This window comes from Halovivax cerinus (assembly GCF_024498195.1).
GTDB lineage: Archaea > Halobacteriota > Halobacteria > Halobacteriales > Natrialbaceae > Halovivax > Halovivax cerinus.
Genome location: NZ_CP101824.1, coordinates 2,005,223 through 2,031,507, shown reverse-complemented (window position 1 = coordinate 2,031,507; position 26,285 = coordinate 2,005,223). Strand labels below are relative to the sequence as shown.

The following is a 26,285-nucleotide window of genomic DNA, read 5'->3' as shown; positions in this document are numbered from 1 at the left end:
CGCTGAGGCTCCGGCGAATCCTGCTCTCAGCACCAGGCCGTTCACACCTTTTGGCCGACAGCGGCGACGAGGTCCCGGAACAGGCGTTCTTCCGCGTCAGCCACGTCGTGGAGCGACTCGCTCGCCTCCGAGAGGAGTGCCTCGAAGGCCGGCTCTGTCGCCGCGTCGAGTTCGCTCGCCGATTCGAACGTCGTACCGATCGCCGTCCACTCGTCGGCGAGTGTCGTGGTGCGGTCGACCAGTTCGACGTCGATCGGCGGGAGGTCGTCGACCAACCGGTCGAGGAACGCGGCGTAGAGTCGGCGGAACGTCCCGCCGCCTGTGCCACGGCGTTCGACGTTCTGGTAGGCGAATCGAGCCGTCCACCGCGGGTCGGGCAGGTCGGGCCACGTCGGGACGTCGTCGGCGAGCGCGCGGAGTCCGTCGACGCCGTGCGCACCACGTCCGAGCGGTCGATCCACCGCGTCCGGGTCGAGCATGTACGCGGCCGTGTCCCGTATCGCGGACCTGGCGGCGTCGGCGACGTCCACCGTCGGCTCCGAGTCGGTGACGACGAGGTGGCGGTACCCGAGGTCGAACACGGCGTCGGACGCCATCGCCGAACGTAGGTCGGCGAGCGGGACGCGCTGGGGTGCGTCGAACTCGCTGTCCGAGAGGATCGCCTCGTCGCCGTCGACGCCGACGACGAGCAGCGTGTGCGGAGCGAAGTGCGTCCCCGTGTCGAAGTACGCGAGGTGATAGATGTCGGTGAAGACCATCACCGGGTCGCCGGCGGCCGTCCGCGTCCGCAGGCGGTCGACGATCGCGTCCCAGCGGTCGTCGTCGGTCGATCCATCGGGCGCGACGCCCGGCTGGCGGAGGTCGTAGCCGACTCCGAGACGATCGAAGAAGGTGTCCTCGATCCAGAGCGGACGGCCGAAGAAGCCGCGGTGCGGGCTCTCCGCGAGGTCGAAGTACGTAAAGCCGAGGCCCGACGCGAGACCGAAGCAGGTCGGCTCGTCGAGTCCCCAGCCGTAGTGCGTCGCGAGGTTTCGAAGCGAGGTCGACCCGCAGTGGTCGCCTGTTCCGTGGGCGTACCCGTCGGCGCGAGACATACCGGACGGTCGGTCGCCGATTCCGATAACGGTTCTGAAGGCGTGCGGGAGGGGATTGCTGTGTCGAGTGTCGGACCGACGGGCACGCCACGAGAGGCTCGCGCCGCCGTCGTGATCGACACCGGACGGAGTACGGATCGGAAGGGCGACCGGCAGTTCGAACCCCGGCCGGGGAGCCGCGTTCGACTGTGATTACCGGTGGTCGACTGTGACTACCGGTGGTCGAAGACGCGCTGGACCTTGCCGGTCTCCTGGCGGTCGATCTCGCCGTACGGGACGACCGACAGGTCGTCGACCGTGACGTCCAGGATCTCGTGAAGCCGGCTATCGATCAGATCGTGGATTTCCTCGGCGCTTCTGTCGGCGTTCTCGTGGCGCTCGACGGTGATCTCCATCGTGTCGAGCGCACCCTCGCGGTAGAGGTCGATGCGGTAGTACGGCGCCACGTCGTCGATCTCGACTACGACCTCCTCGATACTGCTGGCGTAGACGTTGACACCGCGGACGATGAGCAGGTCGTCGACGCGGCCACTGACGTTGTCCATCCGGACCGTCGTTCGACCGCACGCACACTCCTCGTGGGTGAGACTGGTCACGTCGCCGGTCCGATACCGAACGACCGGGAGCGCCTCCTTGGTGAGCGACGTCAACACGAGTTCGCCTCGCTCACCGTCGGGGAGCGGTTCGCCCGTCTTCGGATCGACGATCTCGGGATAGAAGTGATCCTCCTGAACGTGCATTCCGTCCTGGGCGTCGGCACACTCGACGGAGACGCCGGGGCCGATGAGCTCCGAGAGGCCATAGATGTCGATCGCCGTGACGTCCAGCGCGTCCTCGATCTCCTCGCGCATCGGGTCGGTGAACGGCTCCGCGCCGATGATCACCGTCGACAGCGGCAGGTCGCGCGGGTCGATGCCTCGTTCTTCGGCCGCCTCGGCCAGGTAGAGGCAGTACGATGGAGTGCTTCCGAGCGCATCGACGTCCAGGTCCTGGAGCATCTCCAGTTGGCCGGCCGTGTTCCCGCCGCCGGTCGGGACGACCGTCGCCCCGAGTTCCTCGATGCCATCGTGAAAACCCAGACCGCCGGTGAACAGACCGTAGCCGTAGGCGTTCTGGACCGTCTGACCGGATTCGACGCCGGCGGCGGCCAGCGAGCGGGCCATCACGTCGCGCCAGACCTGCAGGTCGTTCTCGGTGTATCCGACGATCTTGCGTTTCCCCGTCGTTCCGGACGAGGCGTGGATACGCCGGACGTCCTCGTGGTCTGCCGCGAAGAGGCCGTCCGGATACTGCGCTTCGAAGTGCTCTTTCCGCGTGAACGGCAGCGTCGTAATATCGTCGATGGACTCGACGTCGTCCGGTGAGACGCCTGCGTCGTCCAGCCGTTCGCGATAGAAGGCCACGTTCTCGTAGGCGCGTCGCACCGTCTCTCGCAGCCGATCGCTCTGTACGTCGGTCAGTTCGCTTCGCGGCGCGGTTTCGATGTCCTGGTACATTTGTCGTCAGCGCGGGTGGGTCGGTCGGGATTCCGCCGTCGATTCGGGGTCGATCACTGTTCGAGGTCGGTCACTGTTCGGGGTCGATCATTGCTCGGGGTCGGTCACTGTTCGAGGTCGATCACTGTTCGGGGTCGATCACTGTTCGGGGTCGATCACTGACGGCGAAACGCGTACGAGTGAGTGCGGCCCAGGCTCCTAAATTGCTACCGATAGACGAAACCGGTATCGCAGGCGGGGACCCACCGGGAGTTCGATCCCACGATGACCGTCTCTACTCGGGTCCGAGAAGACGGATCGGATCGGTAGCCGGACAGGACGAGCGCCCGTGACGGTCGGTGCTCACGGGGACGGTGTCGTTGCAAAGAACCTTGTCAGTGGTCACCCAACGTGGTGGTGACATGTCGTCCAATCCATCCGCGGCCTACGAACAACTCGCCGACTTCAGCGGTCAGGAACCGACGCTCATCGAAGGGTTGCCGGGTCACGGCCTCGTCGCCTCGATCGCCGTCGACCTGTTGAACGACCAGCTCGACCTCTCCCACTGCGGAAACATCACCTCCGAGGCCTTTCCGCCGGTGGCGACGTTCGACGAGGGACTGGTTCAGGATCTGGTCCGTGTATACGGCTGCGGTGAGCCGTCGGTGATGACGCTCCAGAGCGATCTGACGATCCCAGAGAGCGCCTACGAGCCCCTCAGCGAGTGTGTCATCGAAGACGTCGCGAACGAGATCGGCAAGGCCATATTCATCGCCGCTGCACCGGCGAGTTCCGAGGCCCAACTGGGAAGTGTCACCGGCATCGCGACGACCGATGCGATCAGGGACGAGCTCGAGGCAGCGGATATTCCGGTCGCAGACGAACGCGGTGTCGTCGGCGGTGTGACCGGCGCGCTCGTCCGGGCGTGCTACCAGGCCGACGTCCCGGCCGCGTTGCTCGTCGTTCGCGCCCATCCGCAACTGCCCGATCCGGGCTCCGCCAAGGCCGTCATCGAGAACGCACTCGAACCCCTCGTCGACTTCGAGGTCGACACGACGCCGCTCGACGAGCAGGCCGAAGAGATCCAGCAGCGCATGAAGCAGGTCGCGAGCCAGTTCCAGCAAGCGCAGCGAAAGGGACAGGGCGGCGACGAAGAGCAGAGCTTCCGTTCGAAAGGATCGGGCATGTACCAGTAGGATCGAAACTGTACCAGTAGGATCGGGAATGTACCAGTCGCGGTTCCACCGTCGGCGAACAGTGAGTCTCCCTACTCGGCCGATTCGGGGGACTCGGAGCGGTCGACCGTCTCGTCGGCGCCAACGTCCTGTCCCTCCTTGATGGCCTGGGCCTGTCGCTCCATCGCCTCGACGTCCATCTCGGCTTCGGCGTCGATCTCGCCGATCATCTCGGCGATGTCGTCGAGGCCGATCAGTTCGCGCGTCTCCTCGTCGAACTCGAGACTGTCGAGCGTACCGTCGTCCGTGGCGACGTCACTGCCGGTGAGGTGCTTGCCGTAGCGACCGACGAGCGAGGAGAGTTCCTGTGGGAGGACGAACGTGGTCGACTCACCCTGGCCGATCTCGGAGAGCGTCTCCATGCCTTTGTCGATGACGGCGCGCTCGCCCATCGACTCGGCAGATTTGGCCCGGAGGACGGTCGAGATGGCGTCACCCTGTGCCTCCAGGATCTGGCTCTGTTTTTCCCCCTGTGCGCGGATGATGTTACTCTGTTTGTCACCTTCGGCCTTCTCGACGGCGCTGCGGCGTTCCCCCTGGGCTTCGAGGATCATCGCTCGCCGGGTTCGCTCGGCGGAGGTCTGCTTCTCCATCGCTCCCTTGACGTCCGGCGAGGGGGTGACCTCGCGGACCTCGACGCTCTCGACGCGGATCCCCCACTCGTCGGTGGGTTCGTCGAGCTCCTCGCGAATGCGCGCGTTGATCTTCTCACGCCGACTCAGCGTGTCGTCGAGTTCCATGTCGCCGAGGACGGCCCGTAGCGTCGTCTGGGCGAGGTTCGAGACCGCGGGCATGTAGTCGTCGACCTCGAGGAACGCCCGTTTGGCATCCATGACGCGGATGTATACCACCGCGTCCGCCGTGACGGGGGAGTTGTCCCGCGTGATCGCCTCCTGTTGTGGAACGTCGATCGTCTGGGTCCGCATGTCGAACCGGTACGTGCGCGAGACGAACGGCGGGATGACGTTCAACCCCGGTTCGAGGAGTTTCCGGTACTCGCCGAAGACGGTCAGCGCCTCGCGGTCGTAGGCGTCGACGAACCTGACCGACTGCCAGAGCGTGACGACGACTACGAGGAGGACGAGCGCGCCGATTCCCAGGAGTGTCGCCGAACCGGTCGTCGCTGGAACGAGGGTGTCCATCCGTCACGGTACGCGCCCGATACGGAAAGGCGTGTCGAGCGATTGGCGACGCGACAGGTCAGTTCAGAACACTGGTTCCCGGTCGCCTGCCATCGGAACGACGACTCGACGAAAGCGAACGACATCGATTTCCGGGGCGGGGACGTACCGCGACCCATGTACGAGGCGATCCTCGTCGGTATGGACGACAGCGAGCAGGCCGAACGGGCACTCGAACACGCCCTCTCGCTGGCCGAAGCGACGGACGCGACGGTCCACGTCGTCACGGTCGTCGAATCGGCCGGGAGTCCGATGCGCTTTGGTATCGCCGACGTCGAGGATCTGAACGAGGCCGCCGAAGGGCTCGTCGACGACGTCGTCGGCGCCTACGACGGCCAGGACGTCGATATCCGCGGCGACGTACGTCGGGGCAAACCGGCCGAGGCGCTTACCGAGTACGCCGACGACGTCGGCGCCGACCTGCTCGTCGTCGGCCAGCGCGGCGCCGACGGCGTGACGGGGACGATCCTCGGAAGTACCGCCGACCGGCTGGCCCGGACGGCTGAGGTTCCGGTGACGATCGTGCCTGCGGCTTGACATCGGTCTGGACGGTCAGCGGTCCGCACACGAACCCCCGCTTCACTTTCACTCCGGTAGCGTTCCGAACCGACAGTCCTTACCTACTCCGGGCGCTGTCGACTGGTAGATGACCGCCGAGTACATCGAGGTCCGCGGTGCCGAAGAGCACAACCTGAAAGACCTCGACGTCTCGATCCCCCGGGAGTCGCTGACCGTCGTCACCGGCCTCTCGGGGTCGGGCAAGTCCTCGCTCGCCTTCGAGACGATCTACGCCGAGGGCCAGCGACGCTACATCGAGAGCCTCTCCGCCTACGCCCGGAACTTCCTGGGCCAGATGGACAAGCCCCAGGTCGAGACCGTCGAGGGCCTCTCGCCCGCCATCTCGATCGACCAGAAGAACGCCGCGAACAACCCCCGCTCGACGGTGGGGACCGTGACCGAACTGCACGACTACCTTCGCCTGCTCTACGCCCGCGTTGGGACGCCCCACTGTCCCGAGTGCGGCCGCGAAGTCGGCGAGCAGTCGGCCCAGAACATGGTCGAGCGAATCTTCGAGTTGCCCGAAGGGACCCGCCTCAAACTCGCCGCGCCCGTGGTCCGCGACCAGAAGGGCGCGTTCGAAGATCTGTTCGACGAACTCGTCTCGGAGGGGTACGCCCGCGTCGAGGTCGACGGCGAGGAACACGACCTCACGCTCGATCGACCGGAACTCGACGAGAACTACGACCACACGATCGACGTGATCGTCGACCGTGTCAAAGTCGGCCCCGAGGACCGTCCGCGGATCGTCGACAGCGTCGAGACGGCCCTCGACGAGGCCGACGGCGTCCTCAAGCTGATCCTACCCGACCCGCCAGAAGACGCGGCGGAGTACCTCGGCGAAGAGGCCCGCCGGACGGGTGATCTCGGTGCGGTAACCGACGACGATGCCGACGACGAAGCCGGCGCAACCGACGCGAACGACCGTCTCGTCGTCGAGTTCTCGCAGGAACTGGCCTGTACCCACTGCGGGATCGACATCCCGGAGATCGAGACGCGCAGCTTCTCTTTTAACTCCCCGCACGGCGCCTGTCCGGAGTGTGAAGGGCTGGGCGAGACCAAGGAGATCGACGAGGACCTCGTGATTCAGGACGCCTCGAAGCCGCTGAAGCACGTCTTCGAGCCCTGGAGTTACAACCGGTCGTACTACCAGACTCGCCTGGACGCCGTGTCCGAGCACTTCGGCGTCTCGCTGTCGACGCCGTTCGAGGAGCTGGACGAGGAGATCCAGCGGGCGTTCCTCTACGGAACGAGCGAACAGGTGCTCTTCGAGCGCTCGACCAAGAGCGGCACCCGTCGCAAGCGAAAGCGCTTCGAGGGCGTCATCCCCAACCTGGAGCGCCGGTACCTCGAGACGGACTCGGACTCGACGCGCGAGCACATCGAGGACTTCATGTCCGCGACGGCGTGTCCGGCCTGCGACGGGACGCGACTGAAACCCGCCTCGCGCGCCGTGCTGGTCGACGACACCGCGATCACGGCGATCAACGGGATGAGCATCGGCGACGCGCTCGCACACTTCGAATCGATGGAGGCAGACCTCACCGATCGCGAGCGAACGATCGCCGAGGAGATCTTGAAGGAGATCCGCGCGCGGCTCGGCTTCATGGTCGAAGTCGGTCTGGAGTACCTCACGCTGGATCGCGAGGCCTCGACGCTGTCGGGCGGCGAGAGTCAGCGCATTCGGCTCGCGACCCAGATCGGTGCTGGCCTCGTCGGCGTACTGTACGTCCTCGACGAGCCCTCGATCGGGCTCCACCAGCGCGACAACGACCGACTGTTGAACACCTTAGCGGAGCTTCGCGACCTCGGCAACACCCTCATCGTCGTCGAACACGACGAAGAGACGATGCGCCGGGCGGACACCATCGTCGACATGGGTCCGGGCCCCGGCAAGCGCGGCGGCGAGGTCGTCGTCAACGGCCCGATCGACGAGGTGAAAGCCTGCGACGAGTCGATCACCGGCGACTACCTCTCCGGACGCAAGCAGATCCCGGTGCCCGAGACGCGCCGCGAAGCCGACGGCCACCTCACCATCGAGGGGGCTCGCCAGCACAACCTGGCCGACCTCGACGTCGACCTCCCGTTCGGCTGTTTCACCGCGATCACCGGCGTCTCGGGGTCGGGCAAGTCGACGCTGATGCACGACATCCTCTACAAGGGCCTCGCCCGCGAGATGAACAACAACACGAGCGTCGTCCCCGGCGAGCACGACGCGATCGAGGGGATCGACGAGATCGAGACGGTCCGTCTGATCGATCAGTCGCCGATCGGCCGAACCCCGCGATCCAACCCGGCGACCTACACGAACGTCTTCGACCACGTCCGTGAGCTGTTCTCCCAGACCTCGCTCGCGAAACAGCGCGGGTACGAGGTCGGGCGCTTCTCGTTCAACGTCAAGGGCGGACGCTGCGAGGAGTGCGGCGGCCAGGGCACCGTCAAGATCGAGATGAACTTCCTCTCGGACGTCTACGTCCCCTGCGAGGCCTGCGGCGGCGAGCGCTACAACGACGCCACGCTCGACGTCACCTACAAGGGCAAGACGATCTCTGACGTCCTCGACATGAGCGTCGAGGAGGCCTACGACTTCTTCGAGTCCTCGAGCCAGATCCGCCGCCGGCTCCAGCTCCTGAAGGACGTCGGGCTCGGCTACATGCGCCTCGGCCAGCCCTCGACGTCGCTCTCGGGCGGAGAAGCCCAGCGCATCAAACTCGCCGAGGAACTCGGCAAGAAGGACAGCGGTAACACGCTCTACCTGCTCGACGAGCCAACCACGGGCCTGCACTCGGCGGACGAGCGCAAGTTGATCGACGTGCTCCACCGCCTGACCGACAACGACAACACCATCGTCGTCATCGAACACGAACTCGACCTCGTGAAGAACGCCGACCACATCGTCGATCTCGGTCCCGAGGGCGGCGAACACGGCGGCGAACTCGTCGCGACGGGGACGCCCGAAGAAGTGGCCCGGAACGACGACTCCTACACGGGGCAGTACCTTCGGGATCTCCTTCCCGACGTCGACCTGGACGGCCCGCGCGGCCAGCGCGTCGAACCGGTGAGTGCGCCCGCGACGGACGACGACTGAGGTGCCTGGATCCCGTTCGGGATTCGGACCGGTGCATTCGGAGACCCGGGGCGGTATTTTACGGATCGGGAGCGTAGCTGAACCGGTGATACGACGTGGTTTCACTCTTGATAGCCTACGGAACCGGTGAGGGACAGACCGAGAAAGTGGCGACTCGCATCGGCGACGTTGTCGCGAAGCGCGGACACGACGTCACCGCGGTGAACGCCGACGAAACGCCGCCAGACGTAGTCGTCGACGACTTCGAGGCGGTACTCGTCGGGGCGTCCGTCCACGCCGGCACACACCAGAAGACGGTCGCCGACTTCGTCCGAACGAATCGGGACGCGCTGGCGGCGAAACCGACCGCGTTCTTTCAGGTGTCACTCTCGTCGGCAACCGAAGAGGGGGACGCACAGGCGGCCGGATACGTCGACGAATTCATCGAGGATACCGGGTGGCATCCCGATCGAATCGGTCGCTTCGGGGGCGCGTTGCGCTACTCGAAGTACGGGTTCCTCAAACGGCTGATGATGAGAGGGATCGTCAATCGGACCATGTCCGAGCTGTCCGACGCGGACGCCGCCGGAGACGTCGAATTCACTGACTGGCACGAGGTCGAGGCGTTCGCCGCCGACGTCGCCGCGTTCGTCGAGGGGCGCCTCGGCGTTACGCCGCCCGGTACCCCGTGAGAGACGATCTCGACCCAGCTACCCCGCATCACCACTCCGCGGTCAAGCCGCCGCCATCTCGCCGACGCCGTCGAAGGCAGGGGTGTCGTCCTCGACGAACGAGATGGTCACTTCGGTGCCGCCGCCGGGCGGTTCGTCGAACGTGATGTCGCCGCCGCTGTTCGAGACGATCCAGTTGACGAGCCAGAGACCGAGCCCGGAGCCGTGTTCGAGCGGGGTCTCCTCGCCGTCGATGATGGCTCGTTGGTCCGCCTCGGGGATGCCGGGGCCGTCGTCGACGACCGTGAACTCGAGGTGGGTCGCCTCGCTCACGTCGGCCGTTCCGACGCCGACCTCGACGGTCGGTTCCGGATCGGGCGTGTGTTCGACCGCGTTGTCGACCAGTTCGTTGAGCGCCTCGACGATGCGCTCGTCGACCGTGGGCAGGCCGGTCTCCTCGACACGCGAACGGAACGACGCGTCGGGATAGGTCGCAGTCGCGCGATCGACGACCATCCGGATCGCCTCGGGGGGCTCGATCGGCTGGGGTTCGCGCTGGTCACCGAGTGTGCGCTCGAGTCCGCGCGCCTTGTCGGCGGTCGCCAGCAGGTCCGTGATCTCCTCGCGGATCGGGTGGACGTGATCGGCCGCCAGGTCCGGCGCTTTCTCGGCGAGGAGGTTGGCGTGACCCTGGATAACCGTAAAGGCGTTCCGGAGATTGTGTCTGAGAACCCGATTGAGCACCTGTATTCGCTGTTCGCGTTGGCGCTGGATCGAAACGTCGCGCACGACGATGACGTTTCCGCGGTCGATGACGGAGGAGGTAACCTCCTTCGGGAACGTCGTCCCGTCGGCCCGTCGTCCGACGAGGCGCCCACGCCAGTAGTGTTGCTCCGAGAGTTGCGGAATGACCTCCTGCTCGATGGTCGCCAGCGAGTCGCTCGTATAGAGGCGGTACCACGACTGACCCTCCAGCATCGACGGTCCGGGAAAGCCGTACAGTTCCGCGTAGGCGTCGTTGACGTAAACGTGCTCGCCGTCCTCGATGATGGCGATTCCGTCCATCGAGCTATCCATCGCGCGCGAGAGCCGCACCATCTCTCGATTCTTCGCCGACAGCGAGGCGTAGACGTGACCGATCGTCGCACCGACGACGGCACCGCCGGTCCCGCCGAGGAGCGCCACCTGCAGGGTATCGACGACCTGGCCGAGGCGCAACTCGACCAGGAAGACTGCCCAGCCGGAGAGGAGGGTACCGAGCAGCGCGAACGCGACCGCTCCGGTCGCCACGAGTTTCGTCCGCCGCGGTGATGTCGCCTGGTACCGAATTCTGACGCCGTCGACGACCAGACCGACCCCGACGAGCACCGGCACGATCACGTCGAGCAGGACGGGTGTCGAGGTGACACCACGCAGCGCCCCGTACGCCCCCGTGACGACGAGTGTGGTGACGCCGACGAGCGTGACGAGGTGGTTCCAGAATCCACGTCGGACCTGTGCGAGCCGGGGATGCATTCGGGGGTCTGTCGGAGAATCTCACCGACCCGGTATAATTGATTTGGCCATTAGAATGGGTAAGACGGACGACCTACACACCTCCGTGAGCCCCTCAATCGCGTCGTATCCGCCGCTTCGGGGCGGGCCTGACCGGCTCCCAAGAACCATGACGACTGCGGCCGGACGGCACGTATGGTCATCGTTCACCTCGCGCTCGACGACCGGTTGCTGACCGTGTCCGACGCCGGTGGCGCCGCCACGCTGGCGACGACACCGCTCGACACTGGCCGACTCGAATGTCTCGCAGGTGCCTCGGACGACCCGAGAGCCGTCCTCGTCGGCACGTTCGAACGCGGGTGTCTCCGGGTGACAGACGATCGGGTCGACGACCTCGACGTCGGCGAGGACGATCCGGTGATGGCGCTCTCGCAGTCACCGCACGACGCCGAAACGTACTACGCCGGGACCGAACCCAGCCGACTCTACCGGTCCAGCGACGGTGGCGAGACGTGGACCCACCTCGACGGGATCGGAGAACTGTCCTCGGAGCCGGAGTGGTTCTTCCCGCCGCGACCCGACACCCACCACGTCCGCTGGATCGAAGTCGACCCGTTCGATCCCGATCGGCTGTACGTCGGCATCGAGGCCGGTGCCTTCCTCCTGAGTACGGACGGCGGCGAGACGTGGCGCGAACGGCCGGCCGGCGCGCGCCGAGACAACCACAGTCTCGAGACGTCCCCCGACCGAGACGGGCTCGTCTACGCCGCTGCGGGCGACGGCTTCGCCCGGTCGATCGACGGCGGCGAGACCTGGGATCACCCGCAAGTCGGCCTCGATCACCGCTACTGCTGGTCCGTCGTCGCCGACCCCGGTGACCCCGAGCGAGTGCTCGTCTCCAGCGCGTCGGGCGCCTCGAAGGCACACACGCCGGTTTCCGCCGAGTCACACGTCTACCGTCTCGACGGCGAGGCCGCGTGGGAGCGCCTCGACGACCGCGGCCTGCCGACCGGCGACGGCGTCGTCAGGACCGTCTTCTCGACGACGGACGAAACGGGCGTCGTCTACGGGGCGAACAATCGGGGCCTCTATCGGTCAGGCGACTTCGGCGACACCTGGCGAGCCGTTCCGATCGAGTGGGACGACGCGTTCGAGCGCCAGGTTCCCCACGGGATGATCGTTCGACGAGCCTAACCGGCTGCGTGTGACGTTTCGCCACTCCCCCTCGACACGCGCTCGTAGACCACAGCGAGGGTGACGGCCTGTAGCGGCGCGACCACCAGCCCGGAGAGGATCGTTCCGACGGCCGGAACGCTCGCGAGCAGCCACGTCCCCAGCCCGAAGACGAGGATCAATCCGAGGAACGACCATCCGTGCCCGAACGAGAGCTGATTGCTGTGCCCGATCGCGGACGGAAGGGATCGACCGGCCACGAGGGAGGCGGGAACCAGGAAGAGCCTGACACCGACGACAGCCGCCACGATCAACACCGGCACTCCGATGACCAGAGGCATCGCTCGAAATATGCCGATACCACCGACGAACCGGGCGAGCACGTCGACGGCGACCACGAATCCGAGATAAGCGCCGACCCGATCGCGAACGGATGGGACGTCGACTCCCCGCTCCGCGAGCGCCCGGCGAATCACGACGACGCCGGCGATCACCATCGCCCCGGTCGCCAGGAGTTCGAGCCCGACGGCCCACAGGAGGTACGGGACGTCGAGATCGATCAGCGCCACGAACGGACGGATCGTGTGCGACCGAGGACCCGGATAGAGTGAATACTCGACGTGGATCGTACGGTCGGCAACAGTGGCCCACTCCACCGAGGGGATCGGGTCCCGCCGTCGAAGGGCGTCGATCCCGGTGAGCAACACACCGACGATGGCGAACGGGAGGAGTGTGACCGGATCGCGAACCAGTCGGCCGGCGGCGCGTTCGAGGGAGCCGCTCGCCAGGCTTGACCGGTTCTCGTGGCCCCCGGTATCGCCGGTCTCCCCGTCGCGAGGGTCGGTCGGATTCGCTCCCGTCATGGCTCCTCCAGGGCGACGATCCGATCGAACCCGACTACGAACAGAACCCCGTCGCCGACGATCGGCTGGGAGGGCCCGGCCGGACCTTCCCAGGTCCACAGCCTGTCACCCGTCGCCGCGTCGAAGGCGGTCACGTCGTTCGTCCAGTTGTACGCGACGTAGACGACGCCGTCGGCGACGATCGGGTCGACCTGGCGGTTGTACTCGACCGACCAGACCGCATCGCCGCTCGCGAGGTCGACCGCGTGAAGGAAGCCGTCGCCGTCGGTCAGAAAGACGGTGTTGTCCGCGACGGCGGCGCTCCCATCGGTCACGTTGCCGTCGTGGTCGTACGTCCACCGCGTGTGCCCGTCCCGCGGATCGACGAGAGCAGTCGTGTCTCGGCCGGATATCACGACGCCCGAACCGGTGGCGGTCGGCGGAGTGAGTAGTCGGACGTCTACCGTTACGTTCCACAGTACCTCGCCGGTGTCCGCGTCGACCGCGTGAAGGTCGTGTGGCCACTTCGCGAGGAAGGCCACGCCGTCGCGCACCGCCGGCCGGTGGAGCGGACTGGAGCGGGGATCCCCGACCGCGTGGCGCCACTCGACGCGGCCGCTATCGGCGTCCAGCGCGACGACGCGGTTCGTCTCCGGGACGGCCGCGAAGACGGTACCGTCGGTCGCGACCGGTGCGTGCTCAGCGGGCGAGGCGTACAACCGACTGGACGGATCCCGACCGGGCGCGTGCCAGCGTTCGGTCCCGATCGACCAGCCCGCCAGTTCGTAGCCCCCACCTGCGTTCAGACCGAAGATCCCGGTCCGACCCATCACCGCGAGCGAGTCGGTCCGGTAAACGTCGCTGCCGACCCACGCGGGCGCCGAAACGTACGAACCCGGTCTGTCGAAGCGTTTCTCGCCGGTCGCGGCGTCGAACGCGGCGATCGTCTCTCGACCGACGGCGAAGAGCGTGCCGTCGACGAGGATCGGAGGCGCTGGGCCGGCGAACGTGTCGTCGGTTTCGTGCTCCCAGCGAACTGCCACGCCGTCGGTCGGACCCGAACCGGCCGGATTGTGTCCGGTGCAGGCGGCGTCACATCGCGGCAACGGCCAATCGGCGGGAGCCGGTTCGAGCCCCGCCGACGCGACGGTGTGACCGACCGACGCCCCGGCGACGACCACCCCGGTCCCGGCGACGAAACGACGTCTGGAGGGCATTTACTGAGGGTACGATCGGTCCCGTATAAATTCCTGTTGCGTTTCGACCACGTTCCGAACACCGTGGTCCGGCTACCGAGGTGGCTCAAACTGGACAGAACCGGATCGAACACGAGACGGACGGGGTAGCCGGTTCGAAATCCTTTTAGCGCCGACCGGGGGATAGTAGGGTAACTGAGTGACATCATGGACGTCGACATCATCGAAGAAGACGAGAACCCCATGTTGCATCGGACGGACGTTACGTTCGAACTGACCCACGACGACGCCACGCCGTCTCGGCTCCAGGTCCGCGACAGTCTCGCTGCCAAGCTGAACAAGGACGCGAACGAGGTCGTCGTCCGCAACCTCGATACCAAGTTCGGCATGCGAAAGACCGTCGGCGCTGCGAAGGTGTACGACACCGCCGATTCCGCGATCGAGGTCGAACAGGACCACATGCTCGACCGCAACAAGATCGGCGTCGACGCGGACGACGCTGCCGACGAGGCGGACGCCGAAGCGGAGGAGGCCTGAGATGAGCCGTCACGAACTTTACGCCGACGATGGAACCGTCGAGCGCGACGAGTGCCCGCGCTGCGGCGACGTGTATCTCGCCGAACACGGCGACCGCCGCCACTGCGGCAAGTGCGGTTACACCGAGTGGGAGTAGCGATGCGCCGAGCGCAGCGAGGGGCATCGACTATCACGAACGGCACACCGCGCCGTGAGCGGGCGGTGGAAACCGCTCGATAGCGTTCTGTAGGCGCGATCGACCGTGAGCGACTCACTACGCGTCCTCGGGATCGAGGGCACGGCCTGGGCGGCCAGCGCCGCCGTCTACGATTCCGAGACCGATTCGACGTACATCGAGAGCGACGCCTATCAGCCCGAGAGCGGCGGCATCCATCCACGCGAGGCCGCCGAACACATGCACGGGGCCATCCCACAGGTCGCCGAGGCGGCGCTCTCACACGCCCGGGAGCTGGCGGCAGCGAACGGTGGCGACGGAGACGCCGCCCACGGCGCCGACGAAGCGTCGGACGGCTCCGGCGACCCGCCGATCGACGCCGTCGCGTTCTCGCGCGGACCGGGACTCGGTCCGTGCCTGCGCATCGTCGCGACGGCCGCCCGCACACTCGCCCAGACGCTCGACGTTCCCCTGGTGGGCGTCAATCACATGGTCGCTCACCTCGAAATCGGCCGCCACACCGCCGACTTCTCGGATCCGGTCTGTCTGAACGCCAGCGGCGCGAACGCCCACCTGCTGGCCTACCGGAACGGGCGCTACCGCGTCGTAGGCGAGACGATGGACACCGGCGTCGGTAACGCGATCGACAAGTTCACCCGCCACGTCGGCTGGTCCCACCCGGGCGGGCCGAAGGTCGAGGCGGCTGCGGAAGACGGCGAGTACGTCGATCTCCCCTACGTCGTCAAGGGAATGGACTTCTCCTTCTCGGGGATCATGTCGGCCGCCAAGGACGCATACGACGACGGCGTTCCCGTCGAAGACGTCTGTCACGGACTGCAGGAGACGATCTTCGCGATGCTGACTGAAGTCACAGAGCGCGCGCTGTCACTGACCGGGAGCGACGAACTCGTCCTCGGCGGCGGCGTCGGCCAGAACGAGCGACTGCGCGAGATGCTCTCGGAGATGTGCGCGGCTCGCGATGCGTCGTTTCACGCACCGGAACCCCGCTTCCTCCGGGACAACGCGGGCATGATCGCCGTCCTCGGCGCGAAGATGTACGCCGCGGGTGATACCGTTCCGATCGAGGAGTCGGCGGTCGATCCGGACTTCCGTCCCGACGAGGTACCGGTCTCCTGGCGAGAGAACGCCGGTCGGCCGCTCGTCTCGCAGGAGCCGCCGGAGCGGACCGTCGACGGCGCGGAAGCCGTCGTCACCGTCGACCGGGCGGCCGGCGTCGTCACGAAGCGTCGGATTCAGAAGACCTACCGCCACCCCACCCTCGACGCGCGGCTCCGACGCGAGCGCACGGCGATCGAAGCGCGACTCGCGAGTCAGGCGCGTCGGGTCGGTGTTCCGACACCGGTCGTCCGCGACGTCGACCCGTACACGTCGACGATCACGTACGAGTACGTGGGCGATCGTGACCTCCGTGACGCGCTCTCCGTCGAGCGGGTCCGGGCCGTCGGGCGACACCTGGCGGCGATTCACGCCGCCGGGTTCGTCCACGGCGATCCGACGACGCGAAACGTCAGGGTGACCGGACCCGGAACCGACCGCCCGGGCCAGACGGGGTCCGAGACGTCTCGGGCGGGATCGAACGCGTCGCCGGTGGACGGCGAGCCGACCTACCTCATCGACTTCGGCCTCGGCTACCACACCGACCACGTCGAGGACTACGCGATGGACCTGCACGTCTTCGACCAGAGCCTCGTCGGGACGGCGAGCGAACCCGAACCGCTCCGGGCGGCGTTGCGCGGGGCCTATCGCGAGGCCGGCGACGAACGGGTGCTGGATCGACTCGCCGACGTCGAAGGGCGCGGGCGCTACGTCGGCGAGTGACGACGGCGTCCGCGAGGGACGCACCAGCACACAATACTCTTGACCCTTCGCGTCGTATCCGTCGGTATGGCAGACAAACCGACCTCCGGAGAGATTCTGGGGATTCCGTACAACTTCGAGCGACCGAGTATCGGCCGTCTGTTCTCGTCGTACTGGCAACCCGGCGAGGGGATGCTCGTCGAGAAGCCGTTCGGCGTCGGCTACACGCTGAACCTGGCAAACTGGCGTTCCTGGCTCGTCGTCGGGGTCGCGGCCGTGCTCCTGTGGAACGAGAGCGGCGGCCGTGGTGAACCCGACGCGGACGGAGAGAGCGAACCCGTCGAGGTCCTCGTCGACGACGAGTGAGTGCGAAGTGAGTGCGACCGGCCGTTCCCGACGCGTAACCGACGCGACTATTTTCGTGGCCCACGCCGACCCGACCATGACCATCCGATTCGTCACCGGCAACGAGGGCAAAGTCCGGGAAGCACGGGCGTACTTCGACGGGATCGCGGACGTAGAACAGGTCGCCTACGACTACGACGAGATCCAGGCGGCCGAACTCGAAGCGATCGCGCGCCGCGGCGCCGTCGAGGCCTACCGCGAACTCGGCGGAGACGACCCGGTCGTCGTCGAGGATTCGGGCCTCGCGATCGACGCGCTCGACGGCTTCCCGGGACCGTACTCCGCGTACGTCGAGGACACGCTCGGCATCGAGCGCGTCTGGCAACTGGCGGCCGACGAAGAGAACCGGCGCGCTCGATTCAGATCGGTGATCGCGTACGCGTCGGGTGATCCCGCCGATCCAGACGTCGAGACGTTCGTCGGGACCGTGGCGGGGACGATCGTCTCGCCGCGCGGCGAGGGTGGCTTCGGCTACGACCCGATCTTCGCGTACAACGGGACGACGATGGCCGAGATGGACACCGAAGCGAAGAACGCGATCTCACACCGTGGACGCGCGTTCGCCGCGTTCGCCGAGTGGTTCGCCGAGGAACGCTGAGCCGCCGGACGGGCGCGTTCGGAGTGGATCGACGCCGTGCCCCGCTGGTCGACGCCTGAACGCGCACCTCACGCACGCGGATCGCGGTCCGGACCCGGATACGTGCCCCCCTCGACGTGTTCGTGAAGGCTTTCGGGGTCGAACAGTCGTGCGAAGGCGTCCGGCGGACGGATGCTCACGTCGACACGTGGCTTGATGGAGAGGCCGGCCGCCGCCGAGGTGAGCCGATCGTCGTACGAGAGCAGGTGGGCGGCCTCGCCGGCGTACGCCGAGGCCAGCGCCGGGTGGTCGTCGGGCGGGTGCTCGACGGAGACACGCTCCGCGGTGAGCCGCTCACGGTGGTCCGCCGCGAGAGAAGCGTCGGCGAGCGCCGTGACGAGCGCCTCGGTGTCGTCTATGAGGTGGTCGCTCGCGACCAGCTCGACCCAGGAGTGTCGGCGGACGCAGTCGAGCGCCTCGCGTGCCTCCCCGTCGACGAGGAGGTCGGCAGCGAGGACGTCCGCGTCGGCGACGACCCGGGCGGGGTTCGGACGATCAGACATCGTCACCGTCCCCATCGTCTCCGTCGCCGTTCGGCGCCGGATCGCGGTCGTCGGTTCGCTGTCGATGCAGGGTGTCCCGGATCGCGTCGACGTCGGCGTCCGCCGGCGCGGCGCGCTCGAAGAGGTCGGCCCAGGTGGTCATCGGGCGACCTTCGATCCGCGCAGAAAAAAGCGTGTGCGTGTTCAGCGTCCCTCGGCTGTGCGGCGTCGCTCCCGGTAGACGTGCGCGCCTGTGGCGCCCGGTTACACCACCCCGATCCGATCCAGTTGCGCCTCCACGGCGGCTCGTCCGTCCGCATCGAGCGACCGGAGCGGTCGACGCGGGCTCCCCGCGGGTCGACCGCGCAGTTCGAGCGCGGCTTTCACGCCCGGGACGCCGTACTCGCTCACGGCCACGCGATTGAGTTCCGCGACCGTCGACTGGATGGATCGGGCGGCCTCACCGTCCCCGCGAGCGTGGGCGGCCGCGAGTTCGGCGACCCGTTCGGGGACGACGTTCGCGACACCCAGAATGCCGCCGTCGGCGCCGACGTCGAGCGCCGAGGCGTAGACACCGCCGCTGCCGACCAGGACGTCGAACGTCTCGTCCGCCGTCAGGCGAACCGTCTGCTGGAGGTGATCGACGTTCCCGGCGGAGTCCTTGATGCCGGCGACGTTCTCGTGGGCTGCCAGGCGGGCCGCCGTCTCCGGATCGAGCGCGACGTCGGTGAACTTCGGGACGCTGTAGAGGTAGATCGGGATCGGACTCTCGTCGGCGACGTCGCGATAGTACGATTCGAGCGTCTCGGCCGACGGATTGTAGTACGGCGGCGTGACGACGAGCGCTGCGTCGGCACCCGCCTCGGCCGCCGCCTCGGTCGTCGCGAGGGTGGAATCGTACCCCTCGCGACCCGTGCCGGCGAGCACCGGTCCGTCGGACGCGTCGGCGACGGTCTCGACTACAGCCCGGGGTTCGTCCGCCGAGAGGAGCGGCGCCTCGCCCGTGGAACCGCACGGGACGAGGAAGTCGACGCCCGCCCCCTCCAGCCAGGAGACGAGCGAGGCGAGGCGGTCGTGATCGATGCGGCCGTCGGCGGTGAACGGTGTGACGATGGGGACGCCGGTACCCTGCATGGCGCGGTATCGGAGGGCCGGCGAGAAAAGCCCCCGGCTACAGGCAGATCGGTGTGCGCGGAGTTCGGAGGCGGAGGGGACGTCGGAGGCACCGCCCAGAACGACAACCCTTCGGTGTGGCTCGATGTCAGCCCCGCAGTGGGCTTTCCGGCTCCTCAGTGTGACTCCTTGTACTCGCCGACGACTTCCTGGGCCATCTCCTGGCCGTCCCCGAAGAGCATCAGGCAGTTGTCCTCGGCGAAGAGCGGGTTGGGAATCCCCGAGAAGCCGGGGCTGAGGCTGCGTTTGTTGACGACGACGGTTCCGGCCTCCGCGACGTTCAGGACGGGCATGCCGGCGATCGGGCTGGAGTCGTCCGTGTTCGCGAGCGGGTTGACCACGTCGTTCGCCCCGATGACGAAGACGACGTCGGTCTGGGCGAACGTGGGATTCACCTCCTCTAGTTCCGTCATCCGGTCGTACGGGACGTCCGCCTCGGCGAGCAGGACGTTCATGTGGCCTGGCATTCGGCCGGCGACGGGGTGAATGCCGAACTCGACGTCGACGTCGTTCTCGGCTAAGAGTTCCGAAAGTTCCGCCACGGCGTGCTGGGCCTGCGCGACGGCCATGCCGTAACCGGGAACGATGACGACGCGGCTTGCGGTATCGAGCAGCATCTCGACCTCCGTCGGGGAGGTCTCGGTGATGTTGCCCTCGTAGATCTCGTCGACCTCGTCGTCACTCGTCCCCGCCTCGCCGAAGCCGCCGAAGAGGACGTTCGTGAGCGACCGATTCATCGACTCGCACATGATCACCGTCAGGATCATGCCGGCCGCACCGACGAGGGTCCCCGCGATGATGAGCGCGCTGTTTCCGAGGACGAAGCCGGTTCCGGCCGCAGCGAGGCCAGAGTAGGCGTTGAGCAGGGCGATGACGACGGGCATGTCCGCGCCGCCGATCGAAATCACCAGCGTGACGCCGAGGACGGACGCGGCGACGAGCAGGAGCCAGAACGACGGCACGGCCGACCCCTGCAGGACGCCGGCGAGGACGTCGGGCTGGACGATCATGTAGAGCCCGCTGGCGACCGCGATTGCGAGGAGGGCGGCCTTGACGACGTGCTCGCCAGTGTAGCGGATGGCCGAGCCGGTGACGAGGCCGTGAAGCTTGCCGGCGGCGACGAGGCTGCCGGTGAACGTCACGGCGCCGATGATCCCCGAGGCGGCGGCCGCGACGCCGACTTCCGCCGGGATCGCCCCACCGTTGGCCGACCCCAGCTGGACGACCTCCGCACCCGCCACGAGGGCGGACGCGCCGCCGCCCATCCCGTTGAAGAACCCGACGAGCTGGGGCATCTCGGTCATCTGGACCTTTACGGCGAGGACGGTGCCGATCGCACCGCCGACCACGAGTCCGGCGAGCAGGATCGCCGGATCGAGGATCTCGAACGCGATCACGGTCGCCGCGACGGCGACGAACATCCCGGCCGCGGAGGTGAGGTTGCCCCGGACGGCCGTCCGTGGGTGGGTCATGTCGCGCAACCCCTGGATGAACAGGATCGCCGCGACGAGGTAGACGAGCGAGAGGCCCGTGTCTCCGAGGAGTTCGACCATCCTACTCACCGCCTCCGTGGAAGTCAGAGAGCATGTAGTGACTCACGAGGTAGCCGCCGACGACGTTGACCGTCGCCATGACGACCGCGAGAAAACCGAGAACCGTCGCGATCGTCGTCTCGCCCGAGCCGGCGACGACGACGGCGCCGACGAGCGTGATGCCGGTGATCGCGTTCGACCCGGACATCAGCGGCGTGTGCAGCGTCGCCGGGATCTTCGTGATGACCGAGTAGCCGAGGAAGGCCGCCAGCACGAAGAACGTGAGGTAGGTTACGTACTCGCTCATCGCTCACCACCTCCGGCGGCTCCGACGGCGGTCAGTGGATCGGGCGAACCCGGGTCGGTCCGTTCGACCGATCCCGCACTTTCACTCGCCATCGTCGTCCTCCGTTCTATCGCCACCAGCAGTTCCATCGGTATCGTTTGCCTCCGTACCGTCCGCATCGTCGTCCCTCGAGTCGTCGCCATCGTCGTCCGTCGAGTCGTCACCATCGTCGTCCGCCGTTTCGTCCGCAGCCTCGTCGTCCACGTGGGGATTCCGGACCGTTCCGTCGTGGACGAGTAGCGTCGCGTCGACGATCTCGTCGGTCGTATCGATCGTGAGCGTGTCGTCGTCATCGAGCAGACTCCTGAAGAAGTTCGTCACGTTGTTCGCGTAGAGCCGGCTGGCCGTTCGGGCGACGGTCGCCGGGAGGTTCGTCGGGCCGAAGATCGTGACGCCGTCGTAGGTCACGGTCTCGTCGGCGACGGTCGGTTCGCAGTTGCCGCCGCCCGCAGCGGCCAGGTCGACGACGACCGAGCCGTCGGCCATCCCGTCTAGCATCTCGTTCGTGACGAGTTCGGGCGAGGGGCGACCAGGAACGGCGGCAGTCGTGATGACCACGTCCGAGTCGCCGACGACGTCGATCATCATCTCGCGCTGTTTCCGGTAGAACTCCTCGTCCTGTTCGCGAGCGTGACCCTCCTCGTCGGAGGCGTCGTCGGTCTCCAGGTCGAGTTCGACGAACTCGGCGCCGAGGCTCTCGACCTCCTCTTTGACCTCGGGACGAATGTCGTAGGCCCGGACGTTCGCACCGAGACGGTCGGCGGTGGCGATCGCCTGCAGTCCGGCGACGCCGGCGCCGACGACGAAGACGTCCGCCGGTCGGACCGTCCCGGCGGCAGTCATCTGCATGGGGAACAGTTTCGGGAGCGCCTCCGCAGCCATCACCGCCGCCTTGTACCCGCCGATGCTCGCCATCGAGGACTGGGCGTCCATCGACTGGGCGCGACTGATCCGCGGGACGAGTTCGAGCGCGAAGGCGGTCACGTCCTGCTCGGCCAGCGTGGATAATTCGTCGTCGATCGAATACGGACCGAGTAGACCGACGACCAGCTGGTCGTCCCGGTACCGGTCGGCGTCGTCCTCAGGCGTGGCTCCCAGGCCGCGCACCTGGAAGAGCACGTCCGCCCGATCGAACACCGTCGACCGATCCGGGACGACATCGCACCCGACCTCCCGATACTCGTCGTCTGACCAGCCGGCGCGTTCTCCCGCGCCGGCGGTGATACACACGTCGAATCCATCGTCGCCAAGCTCCGCGGCGAGCGATGGCGTGAGCGGTACTCGCGTCTCGCCGTCGACCGTCTCGCCTGGTACCCCGATAATCATTCTCTCACACACGTCGTGGTGAATTTGAAATACCAAACATAGTACTTATATCTTTCCGTACACTGTCGAGATTGTCAACAAAAACCAGGCACATTCGGAAAGTTCGTGCAATTGTTACCGGATTCTGTCGACACGTGTCAGCAGCACGGAGGGAATGGGCCGCTCTGCACCCGGACAGCCTGGAAGACGGTCGGATACCTCGAAGACGGTCGTGTAGCAGGCGTTCACGACAGACCACGACGCGACGACGGCCGGGCCAACGCGGGTACGGTTACGACCGGAGTCCACGACGGCAACGCCACCCCCGGTCGCGGGCTCGACTCGTCCGCCGTCTCCTCGACGACGTACTCCTGGTCGACGGTCGCAGCCTGGAGACTGTCGACGGGAGCGTGATCCGCCGTCAGTACCGGGACGTCGTCAGTCTCGGGTTCCGGAAGCTTCGAGGCGACGGCCCCCTCGAGATCGACGCCGACGTCGCGGGCGTCGTTGCGCGCCCGGAGGTCCGACTCGGAGAGGGTCTTCGCCCGCTTCGTGGCGACGATCTCGACGTTCTGGACCGAGTCGTACGGCGACGTCCGAAAACTGTCGGTCGACGGGAAGGCCGCGTCGATCGTCTTGTACTGGGCGCGGTAGAACGCCGACCCCGAGCCACGCGGTGCCGAGATGACGTTCGCGAGGAAGACACCGTCGTCTGAGAGGCGGTCCTCGACGAGCTCCATGAACCCCAGCTGGGTCATGTGCAACGGGACCTGCGTCTTCTGGTAGGCGTCGAGGACGATCAGGTCGTACGTCGTCTCCGCCTCGCGGAGGAACTGCCGGCCATCCCCCGTGTGCGCGGTGAGATTCTCGCTCTCCTCCAGCTCGAAGTACTCTTTCGCGACCCGCGTCACCTCGGGGTCGAGTTCGACGACGTCGACGGAGACGTCGTACGTTCGCTCGAAGTCCGTCGGGCCGGTGTAGCCCCCGCCGCCGATGAACAGGACGTTCTCGATCGAGGAGGGGTCCTCGGCGTACAGGAGCGGGAGGTGAAAGTACGTCGTGTACTCGAAGACGTGTCGGTCGGGGTCGTCCAGATCCATCGCGCTGTGGGTCGCGCCGTCGAGGTAGAGCCATCGTTCTCCGTCGTCGTCGACGACTTCGAGTTCCTGGTGGGGCGTCTGGGTCTGGTAGACGACCTCGCCGCGCGGATCGAGACCGACCGACCCCGCGCTGACGGCGACGACGAGCACGACCACGACGGCGAAACTGGCCCCGAGCCCGTCGAGTTCCGTCGGCGAGAGTGAGAGGACGACAGCCGTCCCGACGCAGAGGAGGCCGAAGAGGAGACCGATCGCGTCGATGCCGAGGGTCGGAACCAGGACGTACGTCGTCGCACCGGCTCCGACGATGCTGCCGATCGTCCCGAGCGCGTAGACGTGGCCGGACGCCTCGCCCGTCCCCTCCTTCACCGAGAGCTCTGCCGCGTACGGGCTGACGAACCCGAGGAGGTACGTCGGTGGGCCGAAGAGGGCGGTGACGGCCGGGACCGACGCGTACTGGGCCGGTAGCGGGAGTTGCACGGAATAGAACAACAGCGTGTCGCTGGCGTACACCACGAACGCCACGTAGGCCGCCGTGGCGAGCATGATCCAGGTGAGTCGCCGGTTCGACGCCGACCCGGCACGCTTCCCGCCGCGCCAGTATCCGAGGCTCAGCGCGGCGAGGAGGACCGTGATGATGCTGCCCCAGGTGTAGATGCTACTGCCGAACTGGGGGGCGATGAGCCGCCCGGCCAGGATCTCGAGCCCCATGCTGACCACACCGGAGACGAAGACGGCCACCTCGGGGTCGGACGGGCGCGACAGGACTCGAGAGGGCGCCATTATCGAATCGACGGGGGCCGGACGTGAGAAACTGTCGACTCGCACGCCCGGGTCGACAGCGTACCGGACGCGTCGCGTCGAACGACTCGTGGCGGCCCGCTCGTCCGACGATGTATTCGATATGACAAGATTGATACGCTACTGGGGTCATCCTCCCTCGCACGAGGAGACGATCGCTATGGACACAACGTTCACCCATCGACCGTCGTTCACGCACATCGTCGTCGAACTCACGTCCGGAGAGACGATCCGCGCCGAACCGGGGGCGCTGGTCGGTCACTCCCCCACCGTGTCGATCGAGACGACGAGCAGCCGCGACGGGCTGCTCAGCTCCGCGAAGTCGGTGCTCGGCGGTGAATCGCTCGTCGTCAACGAGTTCACCGCCGAGGGTGGACCCGGCGAGTTGCGGCTCGCACCACCCACCCCTGGGGACGTCATGGAACACGAACTGAACGACGAGACGCTGTACACCACGGACGGGGCCTTCCTCGCGTCCACGACCGGAGTCGACGTCGACTCCGAGTTCGGTGGGCTCAAGTCGATGCTGGGCGGGGCTAGTCTCACCCCGCTGGCACTGAAGGGGACCGGCACCGCGTTCATCGACGCCTACGGCGGTCTGGAACGCCTCGATCTGGACGCGGGCGAGTCGTACACGCTGGACAACGAGCATCTGATCGCCTGGGACGACAGCGTCGAGTTCGAAACCCGTCGCGTCGGCGGGCTGAAATCGACGTTGCTCAGCGGGGAGGGGCTCGTCTTCGACTTCACCGGTCCCGGCTCCGTCTGGTACCAGACGCGTGATATCGACAGTTTCGTCGGACTCATCGCACCCAAACTCCCGACCGGCGACAGCTAGAGGGGAGAGAACGGGTCGAACGGCCGGTTTGGCGACCTCCCAGCCCTGACGGTGCAGGAAGCCCGCGCGGACGGCTGACCGGTCAGGCCCCAGAGGAGAATCGACCCCACCGTTCTGGCGCCGTCAACAGAAAGCTTATCCCGATATATCAGATAGGAAGAATATGCGACGTCGTCAGTACCTCGCGAGCGGGGCTGCCCTCCTCTCCGTCGCCGTTGCCGGGTGCGGTCATCCGCCGGTCGTCCTCGACTTCGACGAGGCCTCGGACGAGGACATCGCCGACGAGTTCTCGATCAGTCCCGACCCTGGTGACGAGGAATATTCGGTCGTCTCGGCGGCCATCGAAAACGAATCCGCCACCCGGCGCGGACGGCGTGAACTGTTCGACCACGACGACACGGTCCTGTTCGAGGGCGGCGTCTACGAGGTGAACGAGACGCGAACGGAACCCGTCGAGATGACGGTCTACGAGGTCCGCATCGACTTCGATCCGACGAACACGACGGCCGAGTTGGGTGAGATCCAGTTCGACGAACTTCCCGAAGTGGACCGTCAGCGGCTCGATCCACCGATCACGGAGGAGGAGCCCCCGAACAGTGAGGGATACGACGCCGGCATCGACTACGGAATCGCCGACGGGATCGAAACCGAGTCGGTCCTCGTCCCCGAGCAAGGGTACGACATCATCGTTGTCGACGGGAATCGGTATCGAGTCGACACCGTCTCCCGCACGACGACTGGCGGCGACTTCCGGTACGAGGTCACGCAGGTCGCCCCGGACGTCGAGTCCTTCGCCGATCGGATCCGCGACCGGTACCTGTTCACCCTCTCCGGTCTCTCTGAAGACGAACGGGCGGTGGTCGAGGAGGCGATCGACGGCGCCTACTTCGAAGAGACCGACGCCTTTCACTCCGTGGTCGATCGCATACGGGAACACGAGGGGATCTCGGAGGACAGTTTCTACGGGACGTGGCTCCTTACGTACGAGGGCGTCGAGTACCTCGTCTACGCCGAGTGGTAGTCACGTCACGACGCACTGAGACCGCGTCCGGGACGGCCCTCGACCACCGCCGTCGCAGTACCGATCCGACTCAGCGACGACGGCCGGTCGGACCGACCCCGAGTCACGACGTGGACTCGACGGACAGACGTTACCGGCCCCTGCGGACGC

General features: G+C 66.8%; 25 protein-coding genes. 12 read left to right on the top strand and 13 right to left on the bottom strand.

Features of this window, described 5'->3' with window-relative positions; all coding sequences use genetic code 11:
* Window positions 1-41 precede the first annotated feature (41 nt).
* Complete coding sequence (locus NO366_RS09350; protein ID WP_256530529.1) at window positions 42-1,094, bottom strand: BtrH N-terminal domain-containing protein; 1,053 nt, start codon at window positions 1,092-1,094, stop codon at window positions 42-44.
* Window positions 1,095-1,306: 212 nt separating this feature from the next.
* On the bottom strand, window positions 1,307-2,590 hold the full coding sequence (gene paaK, locus NO366_RS09345; RefSeq protein WP_256530528.1) for a phenylacetate--CoA ligase PaaK: 1,284 nt from the start codon (window positions 2,588-2,590) through the stop codon (window positions 1,307-1,309).
* Window positions 2,591-2,991: 401 nt separating this feature from the next.
* On the opposite strand from paaK, the gene NO366_RS09340 reads away from it, so the two are divergent.
* The gene (locus NO366_RS09340; protein WP_256530527.1) at window positions 2,992-3,765 is read left to right on the top strand and encodes a proteasome assembly chaperone family protein; all 774 of its coding nucleotides are present in this window, start codon (window positions 2,992-2,994) and stop codon (window positions 3,763-3,765) included.
* 71 nt (window positions 3,766-3,836) lie between these two features.
* Here NO366_RS09340 and NO366_RS09335 read toward each other — a convergent pair whose 3' ends face one another.
* Window positions 3,837-4,946 carry an SPFH domain-containing protein gene (locus tag NO366_RS09335; RefSeq protein ID WP_256530526.1) on the bottom strand — a complete coding sequence of 370 codons (1,110 nt, stop codon included), beginning with the start codon at window positions 4,944-4,946 and terminating at the stop codon, window positions 3,837-3,839.
* A 156-nt stretch (window positions 4,947-5,102) separates the two neighbouring features.
* Here NO366_RS09335 and NO366_RS09330 point away from each other — a divergent pair, with 156 nt between their 5' ends.
* From NO366_RS09330 to NO366_RS09320, 3 genes are all read left to right on the top strand, one after another.
* Window positions 5,103-5,522: a universal stress protein gene (locus NO366_RS09330; protein WP_256530525.1), complete on the top strand. Its 420-nt coding sequence runs from the start codon at window positions 5,103-5,105 to the stop codon at window positions 5,520-5,522.
* A gap of 109 nt (window positions 5,523-5,631) precedes the next feature.
* The gene (gene uvrA, locus NO366_RS09325) at window positions 5,632-8,631 is read left to right on the top strand and encodes an excinuclease ABC subunit UvrA (protein ID WP_256530524.1); all 3,000 of its coding nucleotides are present in this window, start codon (window positions 5,632-5,634) and stop codon (window positions 8,629-8,631) included.
* Between the two features lie 95 nt (window positions 8,632-8,726).
* Complete coding sequence (locus NO366_RS09320; RefSeq protein ID WP_256530523.1) at window positions 8,727-9,302, top strand: flavodoxin domain-containing protein; 576 nt, start codon at window positions 8,727-8,729, stop codon at window positions 9,300-9,302.
* A 42-nt stretch (window positions 9,303-9,344) separates the two neighbouring features.
* Here the strand turns inward: NO366_RS09320 and NO366_RS09315 are convergent, their stop codons facing one another.
* Complete coding sequence (locus NO366_RS09315; RefSeq protein WP_256530522.1) at window positions 9,345-10,796, bottom strand: ATP-binding protein; 1,452 nt, start codon at window positions 10,794-10,796, stop codon at window positions 9,345-9,347.
* 174 nt (window positions 10,797-10,970) lie between these two features.
* On the opposite strand from NO366_RS09315, the gene NO366_RS09310 reads away from it, so the two are divergent.
* Window positions 10,971-11,969, top strand: a complete 999-nt coding sequence (locus tag NO366_RS09310) for a WD40/YVTN/BNR-like repeat-containing protein (RefSeq protein ID WP_256530521.1) — start codon at window positions 10,971-10,973, stop codon at window positions 11,967-11,969.
* On the opposite strand, the gene NO366_RS09305 is transcribed toward NO366_RS09310, so the two are convergent.
* Window positions 11,966-12,811, bottom strand: coding sequence for a hypothetical protein (locus NO366_RS09305; protein WP_256530520.1), 846 nt, complete (start codon window positions 12,809-12,811; stop codon window positions 11,966-11,968). The two genes, NO366_RS09310 and NO366_RS09305, sit on opposite strands and share 4 nt — an antisense overlap.
* A complete protein-coding gene (locus tag NO366_RS09300) occupies window positions 12,808-14,007 on the bottom strand; it encodes a PQQ-binding-like beta-propeller repeat protein (RefSeq protein WP_256530519.1) in 1,200 nt (399 codons plus the stop codon). Before NO366_RS09300 ends, NO366_RS09305 begins: the two co-directional genes overlap by 4 nt.
* 186 nt (window positions 14,008-14,193) lie before the next feature.
* On the opposite strand from NO366_RS09300, the gene NO366_RS09295 reads away from it, so the two are divergent.
* From NO366_RS09295 to rdgB, 5 genes are all read left to right on the top strand, one after another.
* A complete protein-coding gene (locus NO366_RS09295) occupies window positions 14,194-14,523 on the top strand; it encodes a 30S ribosomal protein S24e (RefSeq protein WP_256530518.1) in 330 nt (109 codons plus the stop codon).
* 1 nt (window position 14,524) lies between these two features.
* The gene (locus NO366_RS09290; RefSeq protein WP_256530517.1) at window positions 14,525-14,659 is read left to right on the top strand and encodes a 30S ribosomal protein S27ae; all 135 of its coding nucleotides are present in this window, start codon (window positions 14,525-14,527) and stop codon (window positions 14,657-14,659) included.
* Between the two features lie 105 nt (window positions 14,660-14,764).
* The gene (locus NO366_RS09285; RefSeq protein ID WP_256530516.1) at window positions 14,765-16,516 is read left to right on the top strand and encodes a bifunctional N(6)-L-threonylcarbamoyladenine synthase/serine/threonine protein kinase; all 1,752 of its coding nucleotides are present in this window, start codon (window positions 14,765-14,767) and stop codon (window positions 16,514-16,516) included.
* Between the two features lie 66 nt (window positions 16,517-16,582).
* Complete coding sequence (locus NO366_RS09280; protein WP_256530515.1) at window positions 16,583-16,861, top strand: DUF5808 domain-containing protein; 279 nt, start codon at window positions 16,583-16,585, stop codon at window positions 16,859-16,861.
* Between the two features lie 76 nt (window positions 16,862-16,937).
* On the top strand, window positions 16,938-17,498 hold the full coding sequence (rdgB, locus tag NO366_RS09275) for an RdgB/HAM1 family non-canonical purine NTP pyrophosphatase (RefSeq protein WP_256530514.1): 561 nt from the start codon (window positions 16,938-16,940) through the stop codon (window positions 17,496-17,498).
* A gap of 68 nt (window positions 17,499-17,566) precedes the next feature.
* Here the strand turns inward: rdgB and NO366_RS09270 are convergent, their stop codons facing one another.
* The 7 genes from NO366_RS09270 to NO366_RS09240 all read right to left on the bottom strand — a co-directional run bounded on the left by NO366_RS09270 (window position 17,567) and on the right by NO366_RS09240 (window position 24,258).
* The gene (locus NO366_RS09270; RefSeq protein WP_256530513.1) at window positions 17,567-18,040 is read right to left on the bottom strand and encodes a DUF7384 family protein; all 474 of its coding nucleotides are present in this window, start codon (window positions 18,038-18,040) and stop codon (window positions 17,567-17,569) included.
* Window positions 18,033-18,182, bottom strand: a complete 150-nt coding sequence (locus NO366_RS09265; protein WP_256530512.1) for a hypothetical protein — start codon at window positions 18,180-18,182, stop codon at window positions 18,033-18,035. The genes NO366_RS09270 and NO366_RS09265 overlap by 8 nt, the downstream gene beginning before the upstream one ends.
* 101 nt (window positions 18,183-18,283) lie before the next feature.
* On the bottom strand, window positions 18,284-19,153 hold the full coding sequence (locus NO366_RS09260; protein WP_256530511.1) for a dihydrodipicolinate synthase family protein: 870 nt from the start codon (window positions 19,151-19,153) through the stop codon (window positions 18,284-18,286).
* A gap of 155 nt (window positions 19,154-19,308) precedes the next feature.
* Window positions 19,309-20,745 (bottom strand): NAD(P)(+) transhydrogenase (Re/Si-specific) subunit beta, encoded by a 1,437-nt coding sequence (locus NO366_RS09255; protein WP_256530510.1) that lies wholly within the window; start codon window positions 20,743-20,745, stop codon window positions 19,309-19,311.
* A 1-nt stretch (window position 20,746) separates the two neighbouring features.
* Window positions 20,747-21,031, bottom strand: coding sequence for an NAD(P) transhydrogenase subunit alpha part 2 (locus NO366_RS09250; RefSeq protein ID WP_256530509.1), 285 nt, complete (start codon window positions 21,029-21,031; stop codon window positions 20,747-20,749).
* A gap of 81 nt (window positions 21,032-21,112) precedes the next feature.
* Window positions 21,113-22,396, bottom strand: coding sequence for a Re/Si-specific NAD(P)(+) transhydrogenase subunit alpha (locus NO366_RS09245; protein ID WP_256530508.1), 1,284 nt, complete (start codon window positions 22,394-22,396; stop codon window positions 21,113-21,115).
* Window positions 22,397-22,620: 224 nt separating this feature from the next.
* Window positions 22,621-24,258, bottom strand: a complete 1,638-nt coding sequence (locus tag NO366_RS09240) for a spermidine synthase (protein WP_256530507.1) — start codon at window positions 24,256-24,258, stop codon at window positions 22,621-22,623.
* Between the two features lie 178 nt (window positions 24,259-24,436).
* On the opposite strand from NO366_RS09240, the gene NO366_RS09235 reads away from it, so the two are divergent.
* Window positions 24,437-25,114, top strand: a complete 678-nt coding sequence (locus tag NO366_RS09235) for a TIGR00266 family protein (protein WP_256530506.1) — start codon at window positions 24,437-24,439, stop codon at window positions 25,112-25,114.
* A 163-nt stretch (window positions 25,115-25,277) separates the two neighbouring features.
* Entirely contained in the window at window positions 25,278-26,135 is an 858-nt protein-coding gene (locus tag NO366_RS09230) for a hypothetical protein (protein WP_256530505.1), read from the top strand.
* Window positions 26,136-26,285 lie beyond the last annotated feature (150 nt).

Bases quoted from the DNA above. Each gene is read 5' to 3' on its own strand.
- rdgB (WP_256530514.1), top strand. From the start codon at position 16,938: ATGACCATCCGATTCGTCACCGGCAACGAGGGCAAAGTCCGGGAAGCA.
- NO366_RS09330 (WP_256530525.1), top strand. From the start codon at position 5,103: ATGTACGAGGCGATCCTCGTCGGTATGGACGACAGCGAGCAGGCCGAA.
- NO366_RS09245 (WP_256530508.1), bottom strand. From the start codon at position 22,396: ATGATTATCGGGGTACCAGGCGAGACGGTCGACGGCGAGACGCGAGTA.
- NO366_RS09335 (WP_256530526.1), bottom strand. From the start codon at position 4,946: ATGGACACCCTCGTTCCAGCGACGACCGGTTCGGCGACACTCCTGGGA.
- uvrA (WP_256530524.1), top strand. From the start codon at position 5,632: ATGACCGCCGAGTACATCGAGGTCCGCGGTGCCGAAGAGCACAACCTG.
- NO366_RS09300 (WP_256530519.1), bottom strand. From the start codon at position 14,007: ATGCCCTCCAGACGTCGTTTCGTCGCCGGGACCGGGGTGGTCGTCGCC.
- NO366_RS09305 (WP_256530520.1), bottom strand. From the start codon at position 12,811: ATGACGGGAGCGAATCCGACCGACCCTCGCGACGGGGAGACCGGCGAT.
- NO366_RS09265 (WP_256530512.1), bottom strand. From the start codon at position 18,182: ATGACCACCTGGGCCGACCTCTTCGAGCGCGCCGCGCCGGCGGACGCC.
- NO366_RS09295 (WP_256530518.1), top strand. From the start codon at position 14,194: ATGGACGTCGACATCATCGAAGAAGACGAGAACCCCATGTTGCATCGG.
- NO366_RS09315 (WP_256530522.1), bottom strand. From the start codon at position 10,796: ATGCATCCCCGGCTCGCACAGGTCCGACGTGGATTCTGGAACCACCTC.
- NO366_RS09270 (WP_256530513.1), bottom strand. From the start codon at position 18,040: ATGTCTGATCGTCCGAACCCCGCCCGGGTCGTCGCCGACGCGGACGTC.
- NO366_RS09310 (WP_256530521.1), top strand. From the start codon at position 10,971: ATGGTCATCGTTCACCTCGCGCTCGACGACCGGTTGCTGACCGTGTCC.
- NO366_RS09290 (WP_256530517.1), top strand. From the start codon at position 14,525: ATGAGCCGTCACGAACTTTACGCCGACGATGGAACCGTCGAGCGCGAC.
- NO366_RS09350 (WP_256530529.1), bottom strand. From the start codon at position 1,094: ATGTCTCGCGCCGACGGGTACGCCCACGGAACAGGCGACCACTGCGGG.
- NO366_RS09260 (WP_256530511.1), bottom strand. From the start codon at position 19,153: ATGCAGGGTACCGGCGTCCCCATCGTCACACCGTTCACCGCCGACGGC.
- NO366_RS09250 (WP_256530509.1), bottom strand. From the start codon at position 21,031: ATGAGCGAGTACGTAACCTACCTCACGTTCTTCGTGCTGGCGGCCTTC.
- NO366_RS09280 (WP_256530515.1), top strand. From the start codon at position 16,583: ATGGCAGACAAACCGACCTCCGGAGAGATTCTGGGGATTCCGTACAAC.
- NO366_RS09240 (WP_256530507.1), bottom strand. From the start codon at position 24,258: ATGGCGCCCTCTCGAGTCCTGTCGCGCCCGTCCGACCCCGAGGTGGCC.
- NO366_RS09255 (WP_256530510.1), bottom strand. From the start codon at position 20,745: ATGGTCGAACTCCTCGGAGACACGGGCCTCTCGCTCGTCTACCTCGTC.
- NO366_RS09340 (WP_256530527.1), top strand. From the start codon at position 2,992: ATGTCGTCCAATCCATCCGCGGCCTACGAACAACTCGCCGACTTCAGC.
- paaK (WP_256530528.1), bottom strand. From the start codon at position 2,590: ATGTACCAGGACATCGAAACCGCGCCGCGAAGCGAACTGACCGACGTA.
- NO366_RS09230 (WP_256530505.1), top strand. From the start codon at position 25,278: ATGCGACGTCGTCAGTACCTCGCGAGCGGGGCTGCCCTCCTCTCCGTC.
- NO366_RS09235 (WP_256530506.1), top strand. From the start codon at position 24,437: ATGGACACAACGTTCACCCATCGACCGTCGTTCACGCACATCGTCGTC.